Source organism: Zhongshania guokunii, assembly GCF_040892635.1.
GTDB classification, from domain to species: Bacteria; Pseudomonadota; Gammaproteobacteria; order Pseudomonadales; family Spongiibacteraceae; genus Spongiibacter; species Spongiibacter guokunii.
The window spans coordinates 12,612-31,548 of the sequence record NZ_JBFRYA010000010.1; the positions used below are offsets into that span (position 1 = coordinate 12,612).

At 51.5% G+C, this 18,937-nt stretch carries 13 protein-coding genes; 4 read left to right on the forward strand and 9 right to left on the reverse strand.

What is annotated here, in order from left to right:
- Positions 1-37 precede the first annotated feature (37 nt).
- Both AB4876_RS12065 and AB4876_RS12070 read left to right on the forward strand, forming a co-directional pair.
- Complete coding sequence (locus tag AB4876_RS12065; RefSeq protein WP_368381918.1) at positions 38-1,855, forward strand: long-chain-acyl-CoA synthetase; 1,818 nt, start codon at positions 38-40, stop codon at positions 1,853-1,855.
- Positions 1,856-1,971: 116 nt separating this feature from the next.
- On the forward strand, positions 1,972-2,844 hold the full coding sequence (locus tag AB4876_RS12070; protein ID WP_368381920.1) for a bile acid:sodium symporter family protein: 873 nt from the start codon (positions 1,972-1,974) through the stop codon (positions 2,842-2,844).
- A 169-nt stretch (positions 2,845-3,013) separates the two neighbouring features.
- Here the strand turns inward: AB4876_RS12070 and AB4876_RS12075 are convergent, their stop codons facing one another.
- Both AB4876_RS12075 and AB4876_RS12080 read right to left on the reverse strand, forming a co-directional pair.
- The gene (locus AB4876_RS12075) at positions 3,014-3,886 is read right to left on the reverse strand and encodes a universal stress protein (RefSeq protein WP_368381921.1); all 873 of its coding nucleotides are present in this window, start codon (positions 3,884-3,886) and stop codon (positions 3,014-3,016) included.
- 391 nt (positions 3,887-4,277) lie between these two features.
- A complete protein-coding gene (locus tag AB4876_RS12080; protein WP_368381922.1) occupies positions 4,278-4,421 on the reverse strand; it encodes a DUF3096 domain-containing protein in 144 nt (47 codons plus the stop codon).
- A gap of 183 nt (positions 4,422-4,604) precedes the next feature.
- On the opposite strand from AB4876_RS12080, the gene AB4876_RS12085 reads away from it, so the two are divergent.
- A complete protein-coding gene (locus AB4876_RS12085) occupies positions 4,605-5,039 on the forward strand; it encodes a cupin domain-containing protein (protein WP_368381924.1) in 435 nt (144 codons plus the stop codon).
- 60 nt (positions 5,040-5,099) lie between these two features.
- Here AB4876_RS12085 and AB4876_RS12090 read toward each other — a convergent pair whose 3' ends face one another.
- The 7 genes from AB4876_RS12090 to AB4876_RS12120 all read right to left on the reverse strand — a co-directional run bounded on the left by AB4876_RS12090 (position 5,100) and on the right by AB4876_RS12120 (position 16,331).
- Positions 5,100-6,533, reverse strand: a complete 1,434-nt coding sequence (locus tag AB4876_RS12090) for a coniferyl aldehyde dehydrogenase (protein WP_368381925.1) — start codon at positions 6,531-6,533, stop codon at positions 5,100-5,102.
- Between the two features lie 429 nt (positions 6,534-6,962).
- Positions 6,963-8,201 (reverse strand): ribonucleotide-diphosphate reductase subunit beta, encoded by a 1,239-nt coding sequence (locus AB4876_RS12095; protein ID WP_368381927.1) that lies wholly within the window; start codon positions 8,199-8,201, stop codon positions 6,963-6,965.
- Between the two features lie 67 nt (positions 8,202-8,268).
- Complete coding sequence (locus AB4876_RS12100; RefSeq protein ID WP_368381929.1) at positions 8,269-11,160, reverse strand: ribonucleoside-diphosphate reductase subunit alpha; 2,892 nt, start codon at positions 11,158-11,160, stop codon at positions 8,269-8,271.
- 395 nt (positions 11,161-11,555) lie between these two features.
- Complete coding sequence (locus tag AB4876_RS12105) at positions 11,556-12,632, reverse strand: ABC transporter ATP-binding protein (protein WP_368381930.1); 1,077 nt, start codon at positions 12,630-12,632, stop codon at positions 11,556-11,558.
- Positions 12,633-12,768: 136 nt separating this feature from the next.
- Positions 12,769-13,683 (reverse strand): ornithine carbamoyltransferase, encoded by a 915-nt coding sequence (argF, locus tag AB4876_RS12110; protein ID WP_368381931.1) that lies wholly within the window; start codon positions 13,681-13,683, stop codon positions 12,769-12,771.
- A 27-nt stretch (positions 13,684-13,710) separates the two neighbouring features.
- Positions 13,711-14,898: an aspartate aminotransferase family protein gene (locus tag AB4876_RS12115; RefSeq protein ID WP_368381933.1), complete on the reverse strand. Its 1,188-nt coding sequence runs from the start codon at positions 14,896-14,898 to the stop codon at positions 13,711-13,713.
- Between the two features lie 260 nt (positions 14,899-15,158).
- Positions 15,159-16,331, reverse strand: coding sequence for an iron-containing alcohol dehydrogenase (locus AB4876_RS12120; protein WP_368381935.1), 1,173 nt, complete (start codon positions 16,329-16,331; stop codon positions 15,159-15,161).
- Positions 16,332-16,512: 181 nt separating this feature from the next.
- On the opposite strand from AB4876_RS12120, the gene AB4876_RS12125 reads away from it, so the two are divergent.
- Positions 16,513-18,918: a TonB-dependent receptor gene (locus AB4876_RS12125; RefSeq protein WP_368381937.1), complete on the forward strand. Its 2,406-nt coding sequence runs from the start codon at positions 16,513-16,515 to the stop codon at positions 18,916-18,918.
- Positions 18,919-18,937 lie beyond the last annotated feature (19 nt).

Below are 18,937 nucleotides of genomic sequence, written 5' to 3' on the forward strand. Positions count from 1 at the left end.
TGAATATGAGTAATTAAATAATAAGAGATATTGAACAATGACCGAATTTTCAAGAGTAATACGAGACTTAGTTTCGGTGCTGCCGGCAATTGCGTATAGGCCGCCAAAAGATGATGAAAAAAAATCCTTGGGTCGCCTTTTTCAAGAAACCGCACAACGCTATCAAGATAAGCCCGCCATTATTTTTGAAGGTCGCGAATTGAGCTGGGGGGAGTTTAACGCCCTCGTGAACCGCTTTGCGCATGCTCTAAAAAGCCAAGGAGTGAAACGCGGTGACTGCGTTGGCCTGTTAATGGAAAACCGCATCGAAATGCTTGCCTGTTTTATTGCGCTGGCTAAATTGGGTGCCGCGACGGGTTTGATTAATACCAGCTTAAAAGGCCGCGCACTGATTCACTGCATGAATATCACCAATTCTATAAAGTGCATTGTCGGCGAAGAGCTCATAGAGAGTATCACCGAAGTAAAAGATGAATTGCCGCTAGCGGACAATGATTTTATCTGGGTTAAGGATGAGGGGCAGGCTGCAACCGCGGCCGATAAGCAATCTGGCGCACCGAAGTGGGCGGTAGATGTCATGGCAGTTTTAGAGAAAATGCCCACTGACAATTTGCCAGAAACGCTCGATATTCGCGCGGGGGAAAAAGCCTGCTATATACTCACTTCTGGCACCACGGGTTTGCCCAAAGCGGCGCTGATTCTACACCGCCGTTATTTATCTGCTGCTGAACCCTATTCGCGAATTGCGTTTCGCGCCAAACAGACCGATAGAATTTATCTTTGCTTGCCGCTCTACCACTTCACCGGTTTGGGGCCTGGTGTTGGTACTAGCCTGTATTCCGGTGCATCGATTTTTTTGCGCCGCCGCTTCTCTGCTAGTCAATTTTGGCCAGAGGTTCAGGAGCATCAAACTACGCTTTTTGTTTATGTGGGTGAGTTGTGTCGATACTTGGCGGCACAAAAAGAGTCGCAGCATGAACGAAATAACCCAATTCAAACCATGGTTGGCAATGGTTTGCGGCCGGATGTGTGGGATGTATTTCGGCAGCGCTTTAAAATACCGCGCATTAGTGAAATGTATGGCTCTAGTGAAGGTAACGCCATTTTTATTAATCTGCTCAATAAAGACAAAACGATTGGAACTACCTCTGCCGATATCTTGCTGGTTAAGTATGACTTTGATGCCGATGAAATGGTTTATGACAAGAAGGGAAAGTTGCTAGAGGTGCAAAAGGGCGAACCCGGTGTTCTTCTTATGAAAATTGATGAGCGGTTTAAATTCGACGGCTATAACGATAAAAAGGCGTCTAATAGTAAGATTATTACTGGCGTTAGAAAAAAGAATGATCGTTGGTTTAATACCGGCGACGTGATTAAACAGGTCGATGTGGGGTTTGCTTTAGGCCTCGCCCACTATGAATTTGTCGACAGATTGGGTGACACCTTTCGCTGGCGCTCTGAGAATGTCTCTACCAATGAAGTGGGTGAGGCCTTGAATGGCAATGCCCAGGTTGAGATGGCTAATGTTTATGGCGTTCAAATTCCAAATGCTGAAGGTCGTGCGGGTATGGCTGCAATTACCCTCAAACCGGGAGTAGAGTTTGATGCCAATGAGTTTTCTACCTTTGTTATGAATGAAATGCCAGCCTTTGCAAGGCCGGTGTTTATACGAATTCAGCCCGCCGCGGAAACTACCGTAACCTTTAAATTATTCAAGGCCAATTTACGGAAGCAGGCATACAATATCGATGAAATTGACGATGTGGTTTATGTGCTAAAACCGCGATCTAGTGTATATGAAGTGTTAGATAACGATTTCTATCGTGCCATTATTAGCGGTCAGCATGGCTATTAGCGCTTAAGTTTGTGAGGAATTTCACTGGAACTGTCATCTTTGTAACAGATAAATGGCGTTATTAAATCTACGTTAGCGCTCTAGATCATTTCATTACAACAATAAGGATAAAAGCGATGGCGCAGAGTGTGTTTATCGATATCGGTTTACCCGTGTCTCTTTTTATCATCATGATCGGTATGGGGCTTGGTTTAACCGTGAATGATTTTGTAAAAGAGGCGCGCCACCCGCGGGCAGCAATCGCTGGGAGTATCGGGCAGCTGCTGGTGTTGCCCGCGCTCGGATTTCTGCTGGCATGGGCCTTGGATTTAACCCCCGCTATTGCCGTTGGCTTGGTGATATTAGCGGCCTGCCCAGGCGGCGCTACGTCTAATGTGATTACTTATTTAGCCAGAGGCAATGTGGCGCTCTCCATTGTGGTTACCGCCATTGCCAGTATCGCTACGATTATGAGCTTGCCGCTATTGGTGAATCAGGCATTGAGCTGGCAGCTAGGACGGTCTGCCAACGTCAGCATGCCGGTTATTGATACTGTGGCTATGCTGGTGGTTATTGTTTTGCTGCCTACTGGGATTGGTATGTTGATTCGCGCGCGGGCGCCAATTTTCGCGGTTCGCTCCGAGAAGACATTCAACGCGTTTGGGGCCTTAGTGCTGCTGAGCTTGATTATTCTTATCTCCTACGGCCTGCGTGATCAGCTGTTAAGCTTATTAATTCAAGCTGGGCCGGCCTGTTTAATTCTTAACACCTTGGGGATTGCTGCGGGTTTAGGTATTGCGCGAATCGCCGGTGTCGCAAAACCTGATCAAGTGGCTATTGCGGTCGAGCTTGGAATTAAAAATAGCACCATCGGAATTCTTGTGGCAACAACCATTCTTGGTTCGCAGGAAATGGCAATTCCGTCGATGGTATATGGTCTAACCATGTATTTTTTCGGCGCGGGTTTGGTCACCTATGGGGTAGCTACAATTACCCCGAAAAAGGCCTAAGTATCTATGATTTTAGCGTTTATTAGGTGTTGGAGAGGGCCCGGCGATTCATTTTTTGCGGTGTTCAATATTAATGTACATTAGAAATTTATGGATAGTCCATTTGGAGCGCCATGAAGAATGAGGCTCTAAATGGACTAAGAGTGAAAATCTACATCAGCTATTGTGACTAAGGTCTTACCGTCAGAATATCAGTATACAGCCGGCTTAGTATTCCCTCGGCGGTATTTCCGATCAATTTCCCCTTAATTCCTTTTCGGCCTACGGTGCCAACAATTGTTAAATCAGCCTTCAGATCATTTGCGATACTAGGTATGACGCGTTCGGGTTCGCCTTGTTTTATATGAACATTCTCTGTGTTCAAGCCATGTTCCTCACAGAATTTATCGATCAACGGTTGCAGGCGTTTCCGTTTATCAGCGAGGTACTTCTTAGCGTTTATTAAATCGAGATCTATTAACGCTTGTGGTGCCGTAAGTGCAAATGCTAGGTGGATGCTATCGTCACCCAGTGGGCCGGCGAGAGCCTTTGCGTGTTCAATAATCTTGTTGTTTAACCGCTGTTTCGACTTTTCTGTGGTCGCAAAGTCTATGGTTGCGAGTAATCGCGATTTCTTTTTCCACGTTTTTCCTGCGGTGATCATCACTGGGGCCTTGGCCTCGCGGATCAATTGCCAGTCTGTGGAGGTATGGAACCAAGATCCAGTTTTGTGTGCAGACTTTATAATGAGATCGGAACTGTTGGTCTTTTCTCGCGCCACCAGCTCGCTGGCAATGTCCTTGCTCCAGATGACTTCGGTGGTAATAGCGTTGGTGGCTACATCAAATTCGCTCACAATCGCATTCAATTCCTTGCTGCGCTTTGCAACTAACAGTTCCTTTACTTTGCCGGCGTCATTTTTTGCATCACTATCATTGACTGAGGCATAGCAAAAACCGAGCAAAGTAATATCACAGCCGGTGCGGCTCTGAATCTGTAGCGCCCGTTTAAGTGCAGTATTTTTGCCGCCTTGAATGTCTGCAATTACAGTGAGGTTTTTCATTTTCAGAATTACTCCTAATGATTTTATTATGGCATTGACGCCATATTATATAGTCCATTATTGCGACGCCACTGGATTTTCAGCTCGCTGAGCTTTAGCCATGTGCTGGCGTCTTATTACAACTAGGTAAGGTAACTGTAGTTCATTACACGGTCTATCCGTATTAGCCGAGGCAAAATACAGGGGGTTGGCTGCGTATTTAGATTATTGGAAGGTATTGCTATTGCCCACACGGGCGATGAGCAGGCGGCAGGGGCGGGATAGGGCGTTTATTCTATGCGTATTGAGCAGCGTAAAGTTGTGGGTGTGGCTTGGTATGAATACCTCAAAACATCTAGTGTGGGGGGCTAATAGCGGTGCCCCACATCTAAACCGACTATCTCTTTGCTCATTAAATATGCAGATTTAACACGTCGATTAAGCCAACTGCAATTAAATAGCCGGCAACAATATAGTTAAGCAAGCGCGGCCTGATCAAGATCGCAACGCCGGCGGCAATGGATATAATTGGAATGATGTCTAAGGTGATTGTCATTGTAAGTCCCGTGATGTTAGCGATTGCTTAAGAATTCGATATAGAACCGCTTGTTGAGTTCAAATCTAATTTTTCTCGAGCAAGATGCCCGCTACTAAAGTAGCACGTTCGTTGTATTTTATCGCTTGCTGTTCGGTGCTGTAATCAGCAATGAATACTCAATTAAGCCGCTAAGAATACGTTATGGATAATTATAACTTTAATGATCAACAACTATCTTGGAACAAGCTTGCGGGTTTTGATCATCTTAACTACCTGATTCTCGATGTAGATCGAGAACGACTTAATGTTGACGTGTTGTTTAAATTCTCGACCAACCAGAAAATCGCGCTACATCGGCACGTTGCCTTGAATCATATGTTTGTTGTTCAAGGTGAACACCGAATTTACAGTGCAGATGGCCGCCTTACCGAAACTCGCCCGACTGGGCGTTACACGGTAAGCCCCGCCAGCGATGAGCCTCATCAGGAAGGGGGTGGCGATCAAGACGTCATTATATTGTTCAGCATACGAGGAACCAGCGGCACCATGTATGAAATACTGGACGCTCAACACAATATCATTGCTACGTTAGGTATGGATGAGTTTGAGGGCTTGTACGCGGCGCAAGCCAAGTGAAATTCTGGCTGCTGCTAGCGCCCCGATTTTCTGCTGGGGCCGCTAACAGCGTTGTTTTAATTAGAGTTTAAATTTCAGCATCAGCTTATACATTTTGTCGAAAGTAGCGCCGTAGGGCGGTGCCATCATGAGCAGCGCACTCATTGGCCCCTGTTTAAAGATTGGCCGCATTTTTGAAAACTCAATAAAGCCCTCGTGGCCGTGGTAATGGCCCATGCCGCTATTGCCTACGCCACCAAAGGGCATGTCGTGCTGCGCGACGTGCACAACGCTGTCATTGATGCACATGCCGCCAGACAGGGTGTTGTAGATGACCTGTTCTTGAACTGCCTTTTTGTTACTGTATAAATAGAGTGCTAATGGGCGCTCGTTCGCGTTGATGTATTCAATTACCTCTTCGATCTTGTCGTAGGGCTTAATGGGCAGCAGGGGCCCAAAAATCTCGTCCTGCATAATCATCATGTCGGAATTAACATCGCACACTAGGTGAGGTGCTAGCTTGCGCAGGGCGTCGTTGTTGGTGGTGTGGTCTATCAGGTTGACGGCGCGGGCACCTTTACTCGTGGCGTCTTCTAGGGTTTTATTCAGTCGCTGATAGGCCTTTTCGTCAATAATAGATGTGTAGTCGGCGCTGCTCAGGTTTGGGTAACGCTGCTTGACCACTGTTTTCGCGGCATCAATAAAAGCGTCAACCTTGTTACGAGGAATAAACACATAGTCTGGCGCTACGCAGGTCTGCCCAGCGTTCAAAAACTTGCCGTACAAAAGGCGCTCGGCAGCCAGCTTAATATCAAAATCGTCGGCAACTATAGTGGGCGATTTACCGCCCAGTTCAAGGGTGACCGGCGTCAGGTATTTAGCGGCGGTTTCCATAACGGTTTTCGCAGTGGCTGCTGAGCCAGTGAAAACCAAGTGATCCCAGGGCAGGTGAGTAAACTCGTGGGCCGAAACTCCCGCCACAACCGCCAGTACGCTTTCGTCAAATTCGGCGCTAATTAATTTCTCCATCAGTCTCGCTAAGGTCTGCGAGTTCGACGCCATTTTAATAATGCAGCGATTTCCCGCGGCCAGCGCACTAATCGCAGGGCTCAGCGCAAGGAACAGCGGGTAATTCCAAGGGGTAACAATACCGATAACACCTTTAGGCTGCGGAATAACGGTATTTTTTGCGCCGAAGAACGCCAGCCCAACGTGACGCTTCTGGGGCTTCATCCATTTTTTTAGACGCTTGCGCGTGTAATTACAGCCGCTGATCAGGCTAAAAATTTCTAGCACCTTAGACTCTTGACTGGGGCGGTTGCCAAAATCAGTCGAAATCGCCTCGGCGATCGCGTCTTGATTTTTTTCCAACAGTGCAGCGAGTCTATCGAGATGTTGAATTCGTTCCTGCACACTTGGATAGGGGCTGCGCCGTGACGCCGCGCGCTGGGTATCGAAAACCTGTGCAATACGTGATTTTTGCTGGATGGGTTGAGCTTCCGCCAAGTTGTTCATTGTGCCCCCTATGCTGTAATTGTCTATATAGGTCAGCCGTTTTCGTAATGAGCGGCCTGCGTACTTTATTAGGTAACTTGCCATCCTATGCCGAATCGCTCAAATAATAAACGCTTAGTGGGCATTCGGCGGCAGAGATGGCGGGGCGGGCAAACGCGAGGCGGGAGTGGACATTGGCTGAATGTGAGGCGTCTGATTAGGGGAGCTTTAAAAATAGGCCCGCTACATTTGGGCGCTTTTACTCCGGCCGCAAATGTCACGGGTTTTCACCAATAGCGGTGGGCGGTAAATGCATGCCTTCACTTTATTGATAATATATTGATGCTTAAGTAAAAAAGGCCGCTAATTAGCGGCCTTTTTTACTGTTTAGAATATTTTCTCTATTGCTAAAATATTCTCTCTAGCGCGAACTGGGGACATCAGCTGTGCTTACCAAGTCAACGCCCCGCCAGTCTGATACTCAATCACTCGCGTTTCAAAGAAGTTCTTCTCTTTGCGCAAGTCCATGATTTCGCTCATCCATGGGAATGGGTTTTGCGCGCCGGGGAATTGTTCTTTTAAGCCGAGCTGGCTTAGGCGGCGGTTGGCGATGAATTGGAGGTATTCTTCCATCATGCCGGAGTTCATGCCGAGTACGCCGCGGGGCATTGAGTCTTTGGCGTATTCAATTTCGAGCTGCATGCCTTCGACGATCATTTGGGTCACTTCGCCCTGGAATTTTTCGCTCCAGAGGTGTGGGTTTTCCAGTTTGATCTGGTTGATCATGTCGATGCCAAAGTTCAGGTGCATCGACTCGTCGCGGAGTATGTACTGGAACTGTTCGGCGATGCCGGTCATTTTGTTGCGGCGGCCCATAGACAGGATCTGGGTGAAGCCACAGTAGAAGAAGATGCCTTCGGTTACCGCGTAGAAGCCAATCAGGTTGCGGAGCAGTTCCTGGTCAGTTTCTGGGGTGCCGGTGTGGAAGTTGGGGTCGCCCAGTGCTTGGGTGTGCTGCAGGCTCCACGCCGCTTTTTTAGCGATGGAGGGCAGTTCGCGATACATGTTGAAGACTTCGGCTTCGTCCATGCCCAGCGACTCTACGCAGTACTGGTAGGCGTGGGTGTGAATCGCTTCTTCAAAAGCTTGGCGCAGCAAGTACTGGCGGCACTCTGGGTTGGTGATGTGACGGTATACCGCCAGTACCAAGTTGTTGGCAACCAGGGAGTCGGCCGTTGAGAAGTAGCCCAGTGAACGCATGATGATGCGGCGCTCGTCGTCGGTCAGGCCTTCTGGATTTTTCCACATGGCGATGTCGGCGGTCATGTTTACTTCTTGAGGCATCCAGTGGTTGGCACAGCCGTCGAGGTATTTCTGCCACGCCCAGTCGTACTTAAAGGGCACGAGCTGGTTGAGATCGAGATGGCAGTTGATGATGCGTTTGTCTTCTACCCGCAAACGGGCCGCGCCCATTTCCAGTTCTTCTAAACCGGCGGCAACGTCTAAGCTTTCGAGAGCAGCGTTGGCTTTGTCGAGAATAGCTTGGTCGACAGCAGCAGCGCTGTCTTCGCTATTCATGGTATTCAGGGCAGCAGAAACCACAGGCTCCGCTGCTTGTGGGGCTTGGGTTTTGGCAGCTGGCGCTTTGGCTGGTGCTTCTTCTTTATCGAACTCATCCCAACTTAACATTTTATAACCTCAATATTCTTTTATACGTGTTTTTCGTCAGACGAAGGGGCCAGCGGCCCCTATGCACTTACTGACAGGCTTCGCAGTCTGGATCGTCCAGTGAGCAGGCCAGCGGTACGGGCGCGGCCTGCGGTGCAGCAGCAGACGCGGTGGCGGCAGGTTTAGGTGCAGCCGATTGTGACGATACCTTGTTCATTGAGCCTTGAGAAACGGTGGATTTCTCGGTGGAGCTGGCGGCCAATGCGCGGAGGTAATAAGTGGTTTTGAGGCCACGGTACCACGCCATGCGGTAGGTGATGTCGAGCTTTTTGCCGTTGGCGCCAGCTATATACAGGTTCAGTGACTGCGCCTGATCTAACCACTTTTGACGGCGGCTCGCGGCGTCTACCAACCAGCGCGGCTCTACTTCAAAGGCGGTGGCGTACAGCGCTTTAAGGTCGTCTGGAATACGGTCGATTTTGCTTACTGAGCCTTCGTAGTACTTAAGATCGTTAACCATGACCGCGTCCCACAAACCGCGTGCTTTCAGGTCTTTAACCAAGTAGGGGTTCACTACGGTGAACTCGCCAGACAGGTTCGATTTAACGTACAGGTTTTGGTAAGTCGGTTCGATCGACTGCGACACGCCTGTGATGTTAGCAATGGTGGCGGTTGGTGCAATCGCCATTACGTTTGAGTTACGCATGCCTTGGGTTTTAACAACTTCGCGCAGGCTGGCCCAGTCTAGCGTCTGGCTGCGGTCGACTTCGATGTAGTCGGCGCCGCGCTCTTGCACAAGGATTTCTACAGAGTCGATGGGTAGAATGCCACGGCTCCACAGCGAGCCTTCGTAGCTCTGGTAGCTGCCACGCTCGGCGGCCAAATCGCTAGAGGCTTTAATGGCGTAGTAGCTGATGGCTTCCATTGAGCGGTCGGCAAACTCTACCGCTTCGTTAGAAGAGTAGGGCAGGTGCTGCTTGTAAAGTGCATCTTGGAAACCCATCAAGCCCAGGCCAACAGGGCGGTGCTTGAAGTTGGAGTTTTTAGCTTGCGGCACGCTGTAGTAGTTGATGTCGATAACGTTATCGAGCATGCGTACTGCGGTCTTAACGGTTTTTTCAACTTTGGCTAAGTCGAGGCCGTTGTCGCCAATGTGCTGGGCAAGGTTAACCGAGCCAAGGTTACATACTGCGATTTCGTCTTTGCTGGTGTTCAGGGTGATTTCTGTACACAGGTTAGACGAGTGCACCACGCCAACGTGCTGCTGTGGGCTGCGCAGATTGCATGGGTCTTTAAAGGTGATCCATGGGTGGCCAGTTTCAAACAGCATGGACAGAATTTTGCGCCACAAGTCAGCAGCTTTAACGCGCTTGTAGAGTTTGATCTCACCTTTGCGGGTTAGCTCTTCGTAGTGCTCAAAACGCTCTTCGAAAGCCTTGCCGTAGAGGTCGTGCAGATCCGGTACATTGTTGGGCGAGAACAAGGTCCAGTCGCCGTCTTGGAAAACCCGCTTCATGAACAAGTCAGGAATCCAGTTGGCGGTGTTCATGTCGTGGGTGCGGCGGCGGTCATCACCGGTGTTTTTACGCAGCTCGAGGAATTCCTCAATGTCGATGTGCCAGCTTTCTAAATAAGCACATACCGCGCCCTTGCGTTTGCCGCCTTGGTTTACGGCAACGGCGGTGTCGTTAACTACTTTCAGGAAGGGTACAACGCCTTGTGATTTACCGTTGGTGCCTTTGATGTAAGCGCCGAGGCCGCGAACTGGGGTCCAGTCGTTGCCCAAGCCGCCAGCAAATTTAGACAGCATAGCGTTGTCTTGAATCGCGCCGTAAATGCCGTGCAGATCGTCGGGCACGGTGGTCAGATAGCAAGACGACAGCTGTGGACGCAGGGTGCCGGCATTGAACAAGGTTGGCGTTGAGCTCATGTAGTCGAATGAGCTGAGCAGGTCGTAGAATTCAATGGCGCGGGCATTGCGGTCTTCTTCGTTCATTGCCAAACCCATGGCAACACGCATAAAGAAGATCTGTGGCAATTCAATGCGCACTTCGTCGCTGTGTATAAAGTAGCGGTCGTACAGGGTTTGCAAGCCAAGATAATGGAACTGCATGTCGCGCTCGGGCTTGATCGCTTCGCCCAGTGCCGCTACGTCGTATTCGGTTTGCAGGCGTGGGTCGAGCAGTTCCAACTCGGCGCCTTTGGCTAAATACACCGGCAGGGCCTGCGGGTAGTAAATAGTCATGTCGTGCTGGGTCGCGCTCTGAGCAACACCTAAAAAGCTCAGGGCCTCGGCGCGCAGTTTGTCGAGCAGCAGGCGGGCGGTAACTAAGCTGTAATTGTGTTCTTTCTCAACCATGGCGCGAGCGGTAATCACCAGCGAGGTGTTGACCTCTTCCTGAGGTACACCGTTGTACAAGCTCTTAAGGGCTTCGTCTTGTACTTCTTGGGCAGAGACATCGCTCAGACCTTCGCAGGCTTCCTGTACGATAAATTCTAAGCGGCCTACATCCAGTGGCGACTCGGTGCCATCTGGGTGCTTAACGCGAATACTGGGGTGTACTTTTTCGCCAAGCGGTGCCAATTGGCTGCGCTCGTCGGCGCGGGCGGCGCGATACAGCACGTAGCCACGAGCAATTTTGTGCTCGCCGCTGCGCATTAGGGCCAGTTCAACTTGGTCCTGAATTTCTTCAATATGAATAGTGCCGCCGGATGGCATGCGGCGCTTGAAAGTGGCGCTGACTTGTTCGGTCAGTTTGGCAACGGTCTCATGAATACGGGTAGATGCGGCAGCGTTGCCACCCTCTACCGCTAAAAAGGCCTTGGTAATGGCAACGCTGATTTTGTCGTCGGTATAGCTAACCACTGAGCCATTGCGTTTAATTACGCGCAATTGGCCTGGTGCGGTGGCTTTGAGTTCGGCGTCGCTAGCGTGCTGCGGGGGGGCGCCAGTGGCGCTGGTGTCTTGTTGGGTTTGCATGTTATCTCCGGCCCTTGCTTAAATGTCGTAAAACCGCTCTGTGTCAGTCTTATTTTGCCTCGTGAGTTCCCAGTGCGGGAAGCGAGGGCTTGATGTGATACCCAAATAACACGGCTTCGGAATTGGTAGCCCGAAAAGTGTGAATAGTTGTTATAAGGCTTGGGTGAAAAACCCTATATATAGGGTTCGCTTGCAGCTGGGATACAAGATAATGCGGTTTTGATGTTTTCGCAAGTGCAAGATACTGTGTGCGTTCTGTGGATAAAGTGTGGGTAAGTGGTGAGTAAAAACTGCGGATTAAGGGAGTGCCCGCATTGCGGGCTTTTCAGGGCCTTGTTGCGGGAGTGAATACATTTTTGTGCTTGCTAGACGGATTAAGCATAAGAGAAATATTTTTAGCTACTTCTGGGTTTATGCTCACCGCTGTGAAGTGCTTCACGGCCAAAGGCAATGAGGTGATCTGCCTCGGTATTGATTTTCACAACTTCGTTAATGACAAAATCGCGGTGGCTGGGCAGCAGTGCTTCCACGTGGCTGCCGGTGGGCAAGCGCAGAGTGTAGAGGGTTGCGCTGCCAGAAAACACTTTCTTTTCAATGGTGGCGCTAATGCCGCCAAAGTCGCTGAGCACAATGTCGTCGGGACGCAGCAAGACTTCTACCGGAGTGCCAGGTGGCCATGCGTAGGCACGGTTGCCCATCAAGGTGCCGAGCTCGGTGGTAACGGTATTTAGCTCGGTGCCGATTACGCCGGGCAGGAAGCTACCTTCGCCAATAAAATCGGCCACCAAGCGATTGCTGGGTTCGTGATAGAGGTTGAAGGGCGTATCCCACTGTTGCAGCTTGCCGTTGTAAAGCAGGCCAATATGGTCGCTAAAGGCAAAGGCTTCGAGCTGATCGTGGGTGACTAAGATGGCGCTGATCCCCAGCTCTTTGAGAATGTCGCGCACTTCTAGGCTAAGGCGCTTGCGCAGCTCGGCGTCGAGATTGGAAAAGGGTTCGTCCATGAGTAGCAAGTCGGGGCTGGGCGCTAGCGCGCGGGCAAGTGCCACTCGCTGTTGCTGGCCGCCGGAGAGCTCGTGGGGGTAGCGGTTCTCTACACCCTCTAAACGCACAAGCTCCAGTAACTGTTTAACCTTGCGCTGCTGGGCGTGATTGCTTTGTTTGCTCAGGCCAAAGCGAATATTATCGAACACGTTTAAATGGGGGAACAGTGCGTAATCTTGAAACACCATGCCGATACTGCGCTGCTCCGGGGTAATCATTTTTCCCAGTTCGCTCAAGCAGTTACCGCGCAGGGTAACTGTGCCCATGGTGATCGGCTGAAAACCGGCGATGGCGCGCAAAATAGTGGTTTTACCGCAGCCGCTGGGGCCGAGCAGGCTGCAAATGTCGCCGTCGTTAACGTGGAAACTGACATCGTCGACAACGGAGATGCCTTCGTATTGGCATTGGATGTTTTTTACTTGCAGCACGGCTAGAGGCTGCTGGATGCTAGACGGGAGACGGGAGGCGCAAAAGCGGGCGCGGCTTTGCCGCGCAATGCTGAGTCTACGGCGTAGCCGTCAGGCCTTAGCGTCTCCCGTCTCCCGTCCAGCGTTAAGCTAAGCATTAGGCCCGCGCCTCTAACAACAAAAACTCCATCAACGCCTTCTGCGCATGCAGGCGATTCTCCGCCTCGTCCCAAATGACCGTATGCGGATTATCCATTAGCTCAGCACTGATTTCTTCTCCACGTTTTGCGGGCAAGCAGTGCATATACAGGGCGTCGGGATTGGCGTGGGCCATAAGCGCGCTATTGATTTGGTAGCCGGCAAGTTCACGGCGGCGCTCGGCTTTTTCTTCTTCCTGGCCCATGGATGCCCAGACGTCGGTAACGAGTAGGTCGGAGCCGCGGGCGGCGTCTACGGGATCGCGGAATATTTCCACGCGGCCACCGGCCTTGGCAACGATGTCTGCGCGGGGCTCAAAGCCTTCTGGGCAGGCAACTTTCAGATTGAAGTCAAACTGCATGGCGGCGTGAATATAAGACTGGCACATATTGTTGCCATCACCTATCCACGCGACTTGCTTGCCTTTGATGCTGCCGCGATGCTCGATAAAGGTTTGGATGTCGGCTAGCAGCTGGCAGGGGTGATGGTCATCGGTTAAGGCGTTAATGACCGGCACGCTGGAGTTGGCTGCAAAGCGTTCAATAATGCTGTGCTCAAAGGTGCGTACCATGATGATATCGCACATTGACGAGATCACGCGGCCGCTGTCTTCAACTGGTTCGCCTCGGCCCAATTGGGTGTCGCGGGGCGACAGGAAAATAGCGTGGCCACCCAAGTGCGCCATGCCCGCTTCAAAGGAGATGCGGGTGCGGGTCGATGCTTTTTCAAACACCATGCCCAGCACGTGATTAGGGAATTGCACGCTAGTTTTGCGGGCTTTGTGCTCAGCTTTGAGTTGAATCGCGCGCTGCATTAGGGCTTCTAATTCAGCAGGGCTCAAATCCATGAGAGTTAAAAAATGTCTTAATGCCATGCGGCTACCTTTGTTGCTGAACTGGCTTTACGCCGCGCTAGAAGCTGGCCACTGACTAATCAGAGGGCAGAGAATGGCGAGCAACTCGTCTATTTCTTGCTGGTTAATAATTAGCGGTGGCAGCAAACGCACCACCCGCTCCGAAGTTACGTTGATGAGCAAGCCTTTCTCTAGTGCTTGGGCTACGAGTCCCGCGCAGGGCGTGCTTAGCTCAACGCCGATCATCAAGCCTTCGCCGCGTACTTGTTTAACGTGGGCTTGATCGGCTAATTGAGTTTTTAAGGCGGCGAGCATGTAGCGGCCGTTCTCGGCAATGGTGTCGATCATATTGTTGGCGCGCAGGGTGTTAACCACCGCAAGACCGGCAGCGCAGACCAGCGGGTTGCCACCAAAGGTGGAGCCGTGGTTGCCGGGCTGGAATAAACTGGCCGCTTTGCCGTGGGCTAAGCACGCGCCAATCGGTACGCCATTACCTAGGCCTTTGGCTGTTACCACAACGTCGGGCATCATATCGCTGTGCTGAAAGGCAAAGTATTTGCCGGTCCGGCCATTGCCGGTTTGCACTTCATCTAGCATTAGCAGCCAGTCGTGTTTGTCGCAGAGCGCGCGCAATTGCGAGAGAAAACCGGCGGGTAACATATTGATGCCGCCTTCGCCTTGAATCGGTTCAATCAGTACTGCAGCAATACTGTCATTGTGCTCGGCAATATTTTCCAGCGCCGCTAAGTCGCCAAAGGGCGCGCGAATAAAGCCTTGCACCAGTGGTTCAAAGCCCGCCTGAATTTTGCGGTTGCCTGAGGCGGTAAGGGTGGCCAAGGTTCGGCCGTGGAAGGCCTGTTCCATAACAATAATATGCGGCACTTCAATATTGCGTTTATGGCCGTGCATACGCGCAAGCTTGATGGCGGCTTCATTGCCTTCGGCACCGGAGTTGCTAAAAAATACATTGTCCATGCCGCTCACTGCGCACAGCGCTTCAGCGAGTTCTTGCTGCTTTTGCACAGAGTATAAGTTTGAGGTGTGCAGCAGCTGGCCAGCCTGCGATTGGATGGCTTCGGTCACGGCGGGGTGGGCGTGGCCCAAGGCGTTTACGCCAATACCGCTAATGCCGTCTATATAGCTTTTGCCCTGCGTGTCGAACAGTCGCACACCGGCGCCCCGGGTAAAACTTACCGGTAGGCGTCCATAGGTGTTCATTAGTGCCGGCTGTGTCATCAACAGATCTCCATACGCCGAATATGCAATTAAATTGCAAGCAAGACGCAAATAAAACAGTACAAAGGGTTTAAAACGCAAAAAGGCAGCTAGAGCTGCCCAGTCAGACTCTCAATAGTATAAGGAACGCAGCGCAATTTCTAGGCCTGTGGATGTAAATGCGCCGCTCAATGTTCAGGGGTTAAGTCAGTGGCGGCATACCGCTGAGCCCGCGGCGAGTACTGGCTGCGGGCTCAGCGCGGCGCGGCGAGCTAGGTAATTTAATTGGCCCATACTTTTTGGTAGAGCGCGATTATTTCATCGGCGCTGGGTATGCGTGGATTGTTTGCCGGTGAGCCCGAGTTTAGCGCTTGCTGCGCCATGGTCGGCAGCGATTGCAGCCATTGCTGCTCACTAATACCGAACTGGGCTGGGCTGGGCACGTCGAGGTCGCGGCACAGCTGATGCAGGCCGCTAACGAGTTTTTGATTGGCGAGGTCATCGCTGTCGTCGGGGCTGGCCAGCGCCATGGCGCGGGCGCAGTCGGCGTAGCGGGCGGGCGCGCCAGCAATCGACCACGCGGTAATCTCGGGCAGCAGCATGGCATTGCTCAGACCGTGGGGAACATGAAATAAGGCGCCAATCGGCCGGCTCATGCCGTGAATAAGGGTGACCGACGAGTTGGAAAACACAATGCCGCCCTGGGTCGCGGCCAACATCATTGCCTCTCGTGCTTTGCGATTATCGGGTTGCTGGCAGGCCGTGCGAATGTGGCGGTTGATCGAGCTTATCGCGGCAAGGGCCATGGTGTCGGTGAAGGGCGAGGCTTTTTTGCTGACGTAGGCTTCTAGGGCATGACAAAGACTATCGAGGCCGGTGTCGGCGGTTAAGCGCCAAGGCATATTCATGGTTAATTCAAAATCGACTAGGGCGGCAATAGGCATCAAGCCAAGGCCCATGCACAGCATTTTTTCTTGGCTTTGGGTGTCGGTAATCACCGCGGCCCGGGTGGCTTCTGAGCCTGTACCGGCGGTGGTGGGAATAGCGATGATTGGCAGGCCGTCGTCAATAGTTTGCGGCACTTTGTATTGGCGCATGGGGTGTTCGCGATACGCCATGGTCGCAATGGCCTTAGCGGTGTCGATGGTGCTACCGCCGCCAAGTGCAACCACGCAGTCGTGTTGGTCTGGCCCCTGTTTTTGTTTGAGTACCGCCAGCCCAGCGGCAACGGCGTCGGTGGTGGGGTCGGGTACTACGCCAGTGAAACTGCTGTGTTGAATGCCGCAGTCATCAAGCTGGCTTTGCAGGGTGTTCAGCCAGCCGAGGCTAACAATAAAGGCATCGCTCACTAGCAGTGGATGCTTGAGCTTGAGCTCCTTTAGTATTTCGGGGAGCTGGCGGCTGCAGCCCGCGCCAATGCGTAAAATTCTGGGTAGATTGATATTGGCTGTCATACAAGGCGCTCTTTTTATGTTGCTGGTCATTTAATCCTGAGTGGCTTTGAAACACAAACTCAGTGTGGTCAGTGAAAACTTTTTTGGTCCATTTGGGTGCATTTTTGAATTGCTCTGCTATATAAAGGGGGGTGTAAGTTAGTCATTTAATAAGAAATACCTTCAGTACGGGGAGTGCATAATGAAAAATAAACGATCTTCTGGGCATGCTATTCTCGGCGCCTCAGTAGCGCTGGGCTTTGTCGCAGGTGCGCCGCTGAGCCATGCGGAGTCGACGCGGGTAATAGAGGAGGTGCTGGTTACCGCCCGTAAGCAATCTGAGACATTGCAAGATGTGCCGTTTTCAATTGCGGCGATGACAGAGGGCAAGTTACAGCAGAGCGGCGCAACTGATCTGGAGTCGATGGCGAACAATGTTGCGGGTATCTCTATTCAAAACCTCGGCCCAGGTCAAAGTCAGGTGGCGATTCGGGGTATATCGGCGGGGCAGATTGTGCGCGACCAACCTGGTGTGAAGGAACAGGTTGGTGTGTATATGGATGAATCAGTTATCTCCATGTCGCTGTTTACGCCAGATTTAGATTTTTACGACATCAACCGTGTGGAAGTGCTGCGCGGTCCGCAGGGTACCTTGTTTGGCTCTGGGTCTTTGTCGGGCACCATTCGCTATATTACCAATCAGCCAGATTTTGAAGCGCAGAGTGGCTCGCTGCAACTGGGCGGCGAAACAGTAAAAGATGGTAGTGAAGGCGGTAATGTCAAGGGCCATTGGAATGTGCCCTTGAGCGATACCGTGGCATTGCGGGCGGTGGGCTATTACCAGCAATACGCTGGTTATATTGATGCCCGTCAGCCTGATGGTAGTGTTAAGCAAGATGTAAATGAGGGGAACCGCGAGGGCCTGCGCTTAGCAATGACTTTTAAGCCCAGCGAGGCCTTAACAATCACGCCCAAAATTGTTTACCAGTCTATTGAAATGGACGGCTTTAACCGCGAAGACCAATACAATATTCTCGCTAATCCCTATACCGACCCAGGCAGTCGTGCGCCGGTTACGCTTGGCGAATACGAGCAGTTCACCCAACTTCAAGAGAAGTTCGAAGACGACTTTACCCTGTTTGATTTAACGGTAAATTACGACTTGTCAGACAGCCTAACGTTGACGTCGGTGACCTCTTATACCGATCGCGATGTACTGGTCTTGCGTGATGCGACAACCTTGAACGCCAGTATTGTTGGCGGTTCCTACGGCGAAGCAGAGCCGATATACACTTTGGATGCGCCGCTATACGACACCACCACCGCCGAGGTCACTACCCAAGAGCTGCGCCTGAGTTCAGCAGGTGACTCTGCGCTGCAGTGGGTTGGCGGGGTGTTCTATAGCGATGTGCGGCGCGACTACGCACAGTCCTTGCTGGTCACTGGTTTTGAAGCTTCTGGGCCAGTACATTCCGATTTGTCAGGTAGCACCGCAGGGGCAAGGGCGAAAACCGACGAGCTGTATTTCTCTGAAGTTCCCTACAAGCTTGAGCAGTTTGCAGTATTTGGTGAATTGTCTTACGACTTTAGTGATAAGACCACCGTCATTGTCGGTGCGCGTTGGTTTGACTACGAAGAGACGCGGGAGCTGACCTTTGACGGTATTTACACCGCATCGGTTATCGACAAAAAAGGCAAGGTCTCGTCCGATGGTGTGTCGCCGCGAGTAATGGTGCGCCACGACCTGAACGATGATGTGATGATTAACGCGCAGGTGTCGCAGGGCTTCCGCCTTGGCGGCATTAATGACCCACTGAATGCTCCGCTGTGCAGCCCCACTGATTTAACGACCTTTGGTGGCAACGATACTTGGGATGATGAAAAACTAACGAACTATGAAGTGGGGGCCAAATCGACGCTCTTTGGTGGCGCGGCAACCTTGAACGTGTCGGCGTTCTACAGCGACATCAAAGATCTGCAGGCCACCGTTGTTGCGGGCTCATGCTCGTCGCGACTGGTCTACAACGTTCCCAAGGCGCACAGCCAAGGCTTTGAAATGGAGCTGTTTAGCCGTCCCCTTGATAATCTGGAATTTGGTTTGTCGGGTAGTTATGTGCAGGCCGAGTTGGACTCTGAAGTGACCTCCACCACGGGTGGCGTGACCAGCGTTGTGGGTGGTATTCGCGATGGTAACGAACTGCCGACGGCGCCAGGTTTTCAGCTAGCGGCAACCGCGACCTACTATTTTCCGATTGTTGACGCGTGGGAGGGCTATTTCACTGCCACATATCAAAATATCGGCGCTCGCTACACCCAAATAGCCGATCAGGAAAATGGCGGTCAAGGCAGCGCAACATTGTTCCCTGGTGTTGGCGGCCCCTTGTCGCAATCGACCTATGAATACGATCGCGAACTGCCCGCTTACCAAATCGTCAATCTGCGTTTGGGCGCAAAAACGGATCAGTGGAATACCGCACTGTTCATTAACAATGCGGCCGATGAAAAAGCGATACTATCGCTAGACACCGAGCGCGATGGTCGCGGCAGAGTTGCCTACCACGTCAATCAGCCGCGCACGATTGGCCTCAGTGCGCGGTATGACTTTTAAACTCGTTTTTTTATAGCGT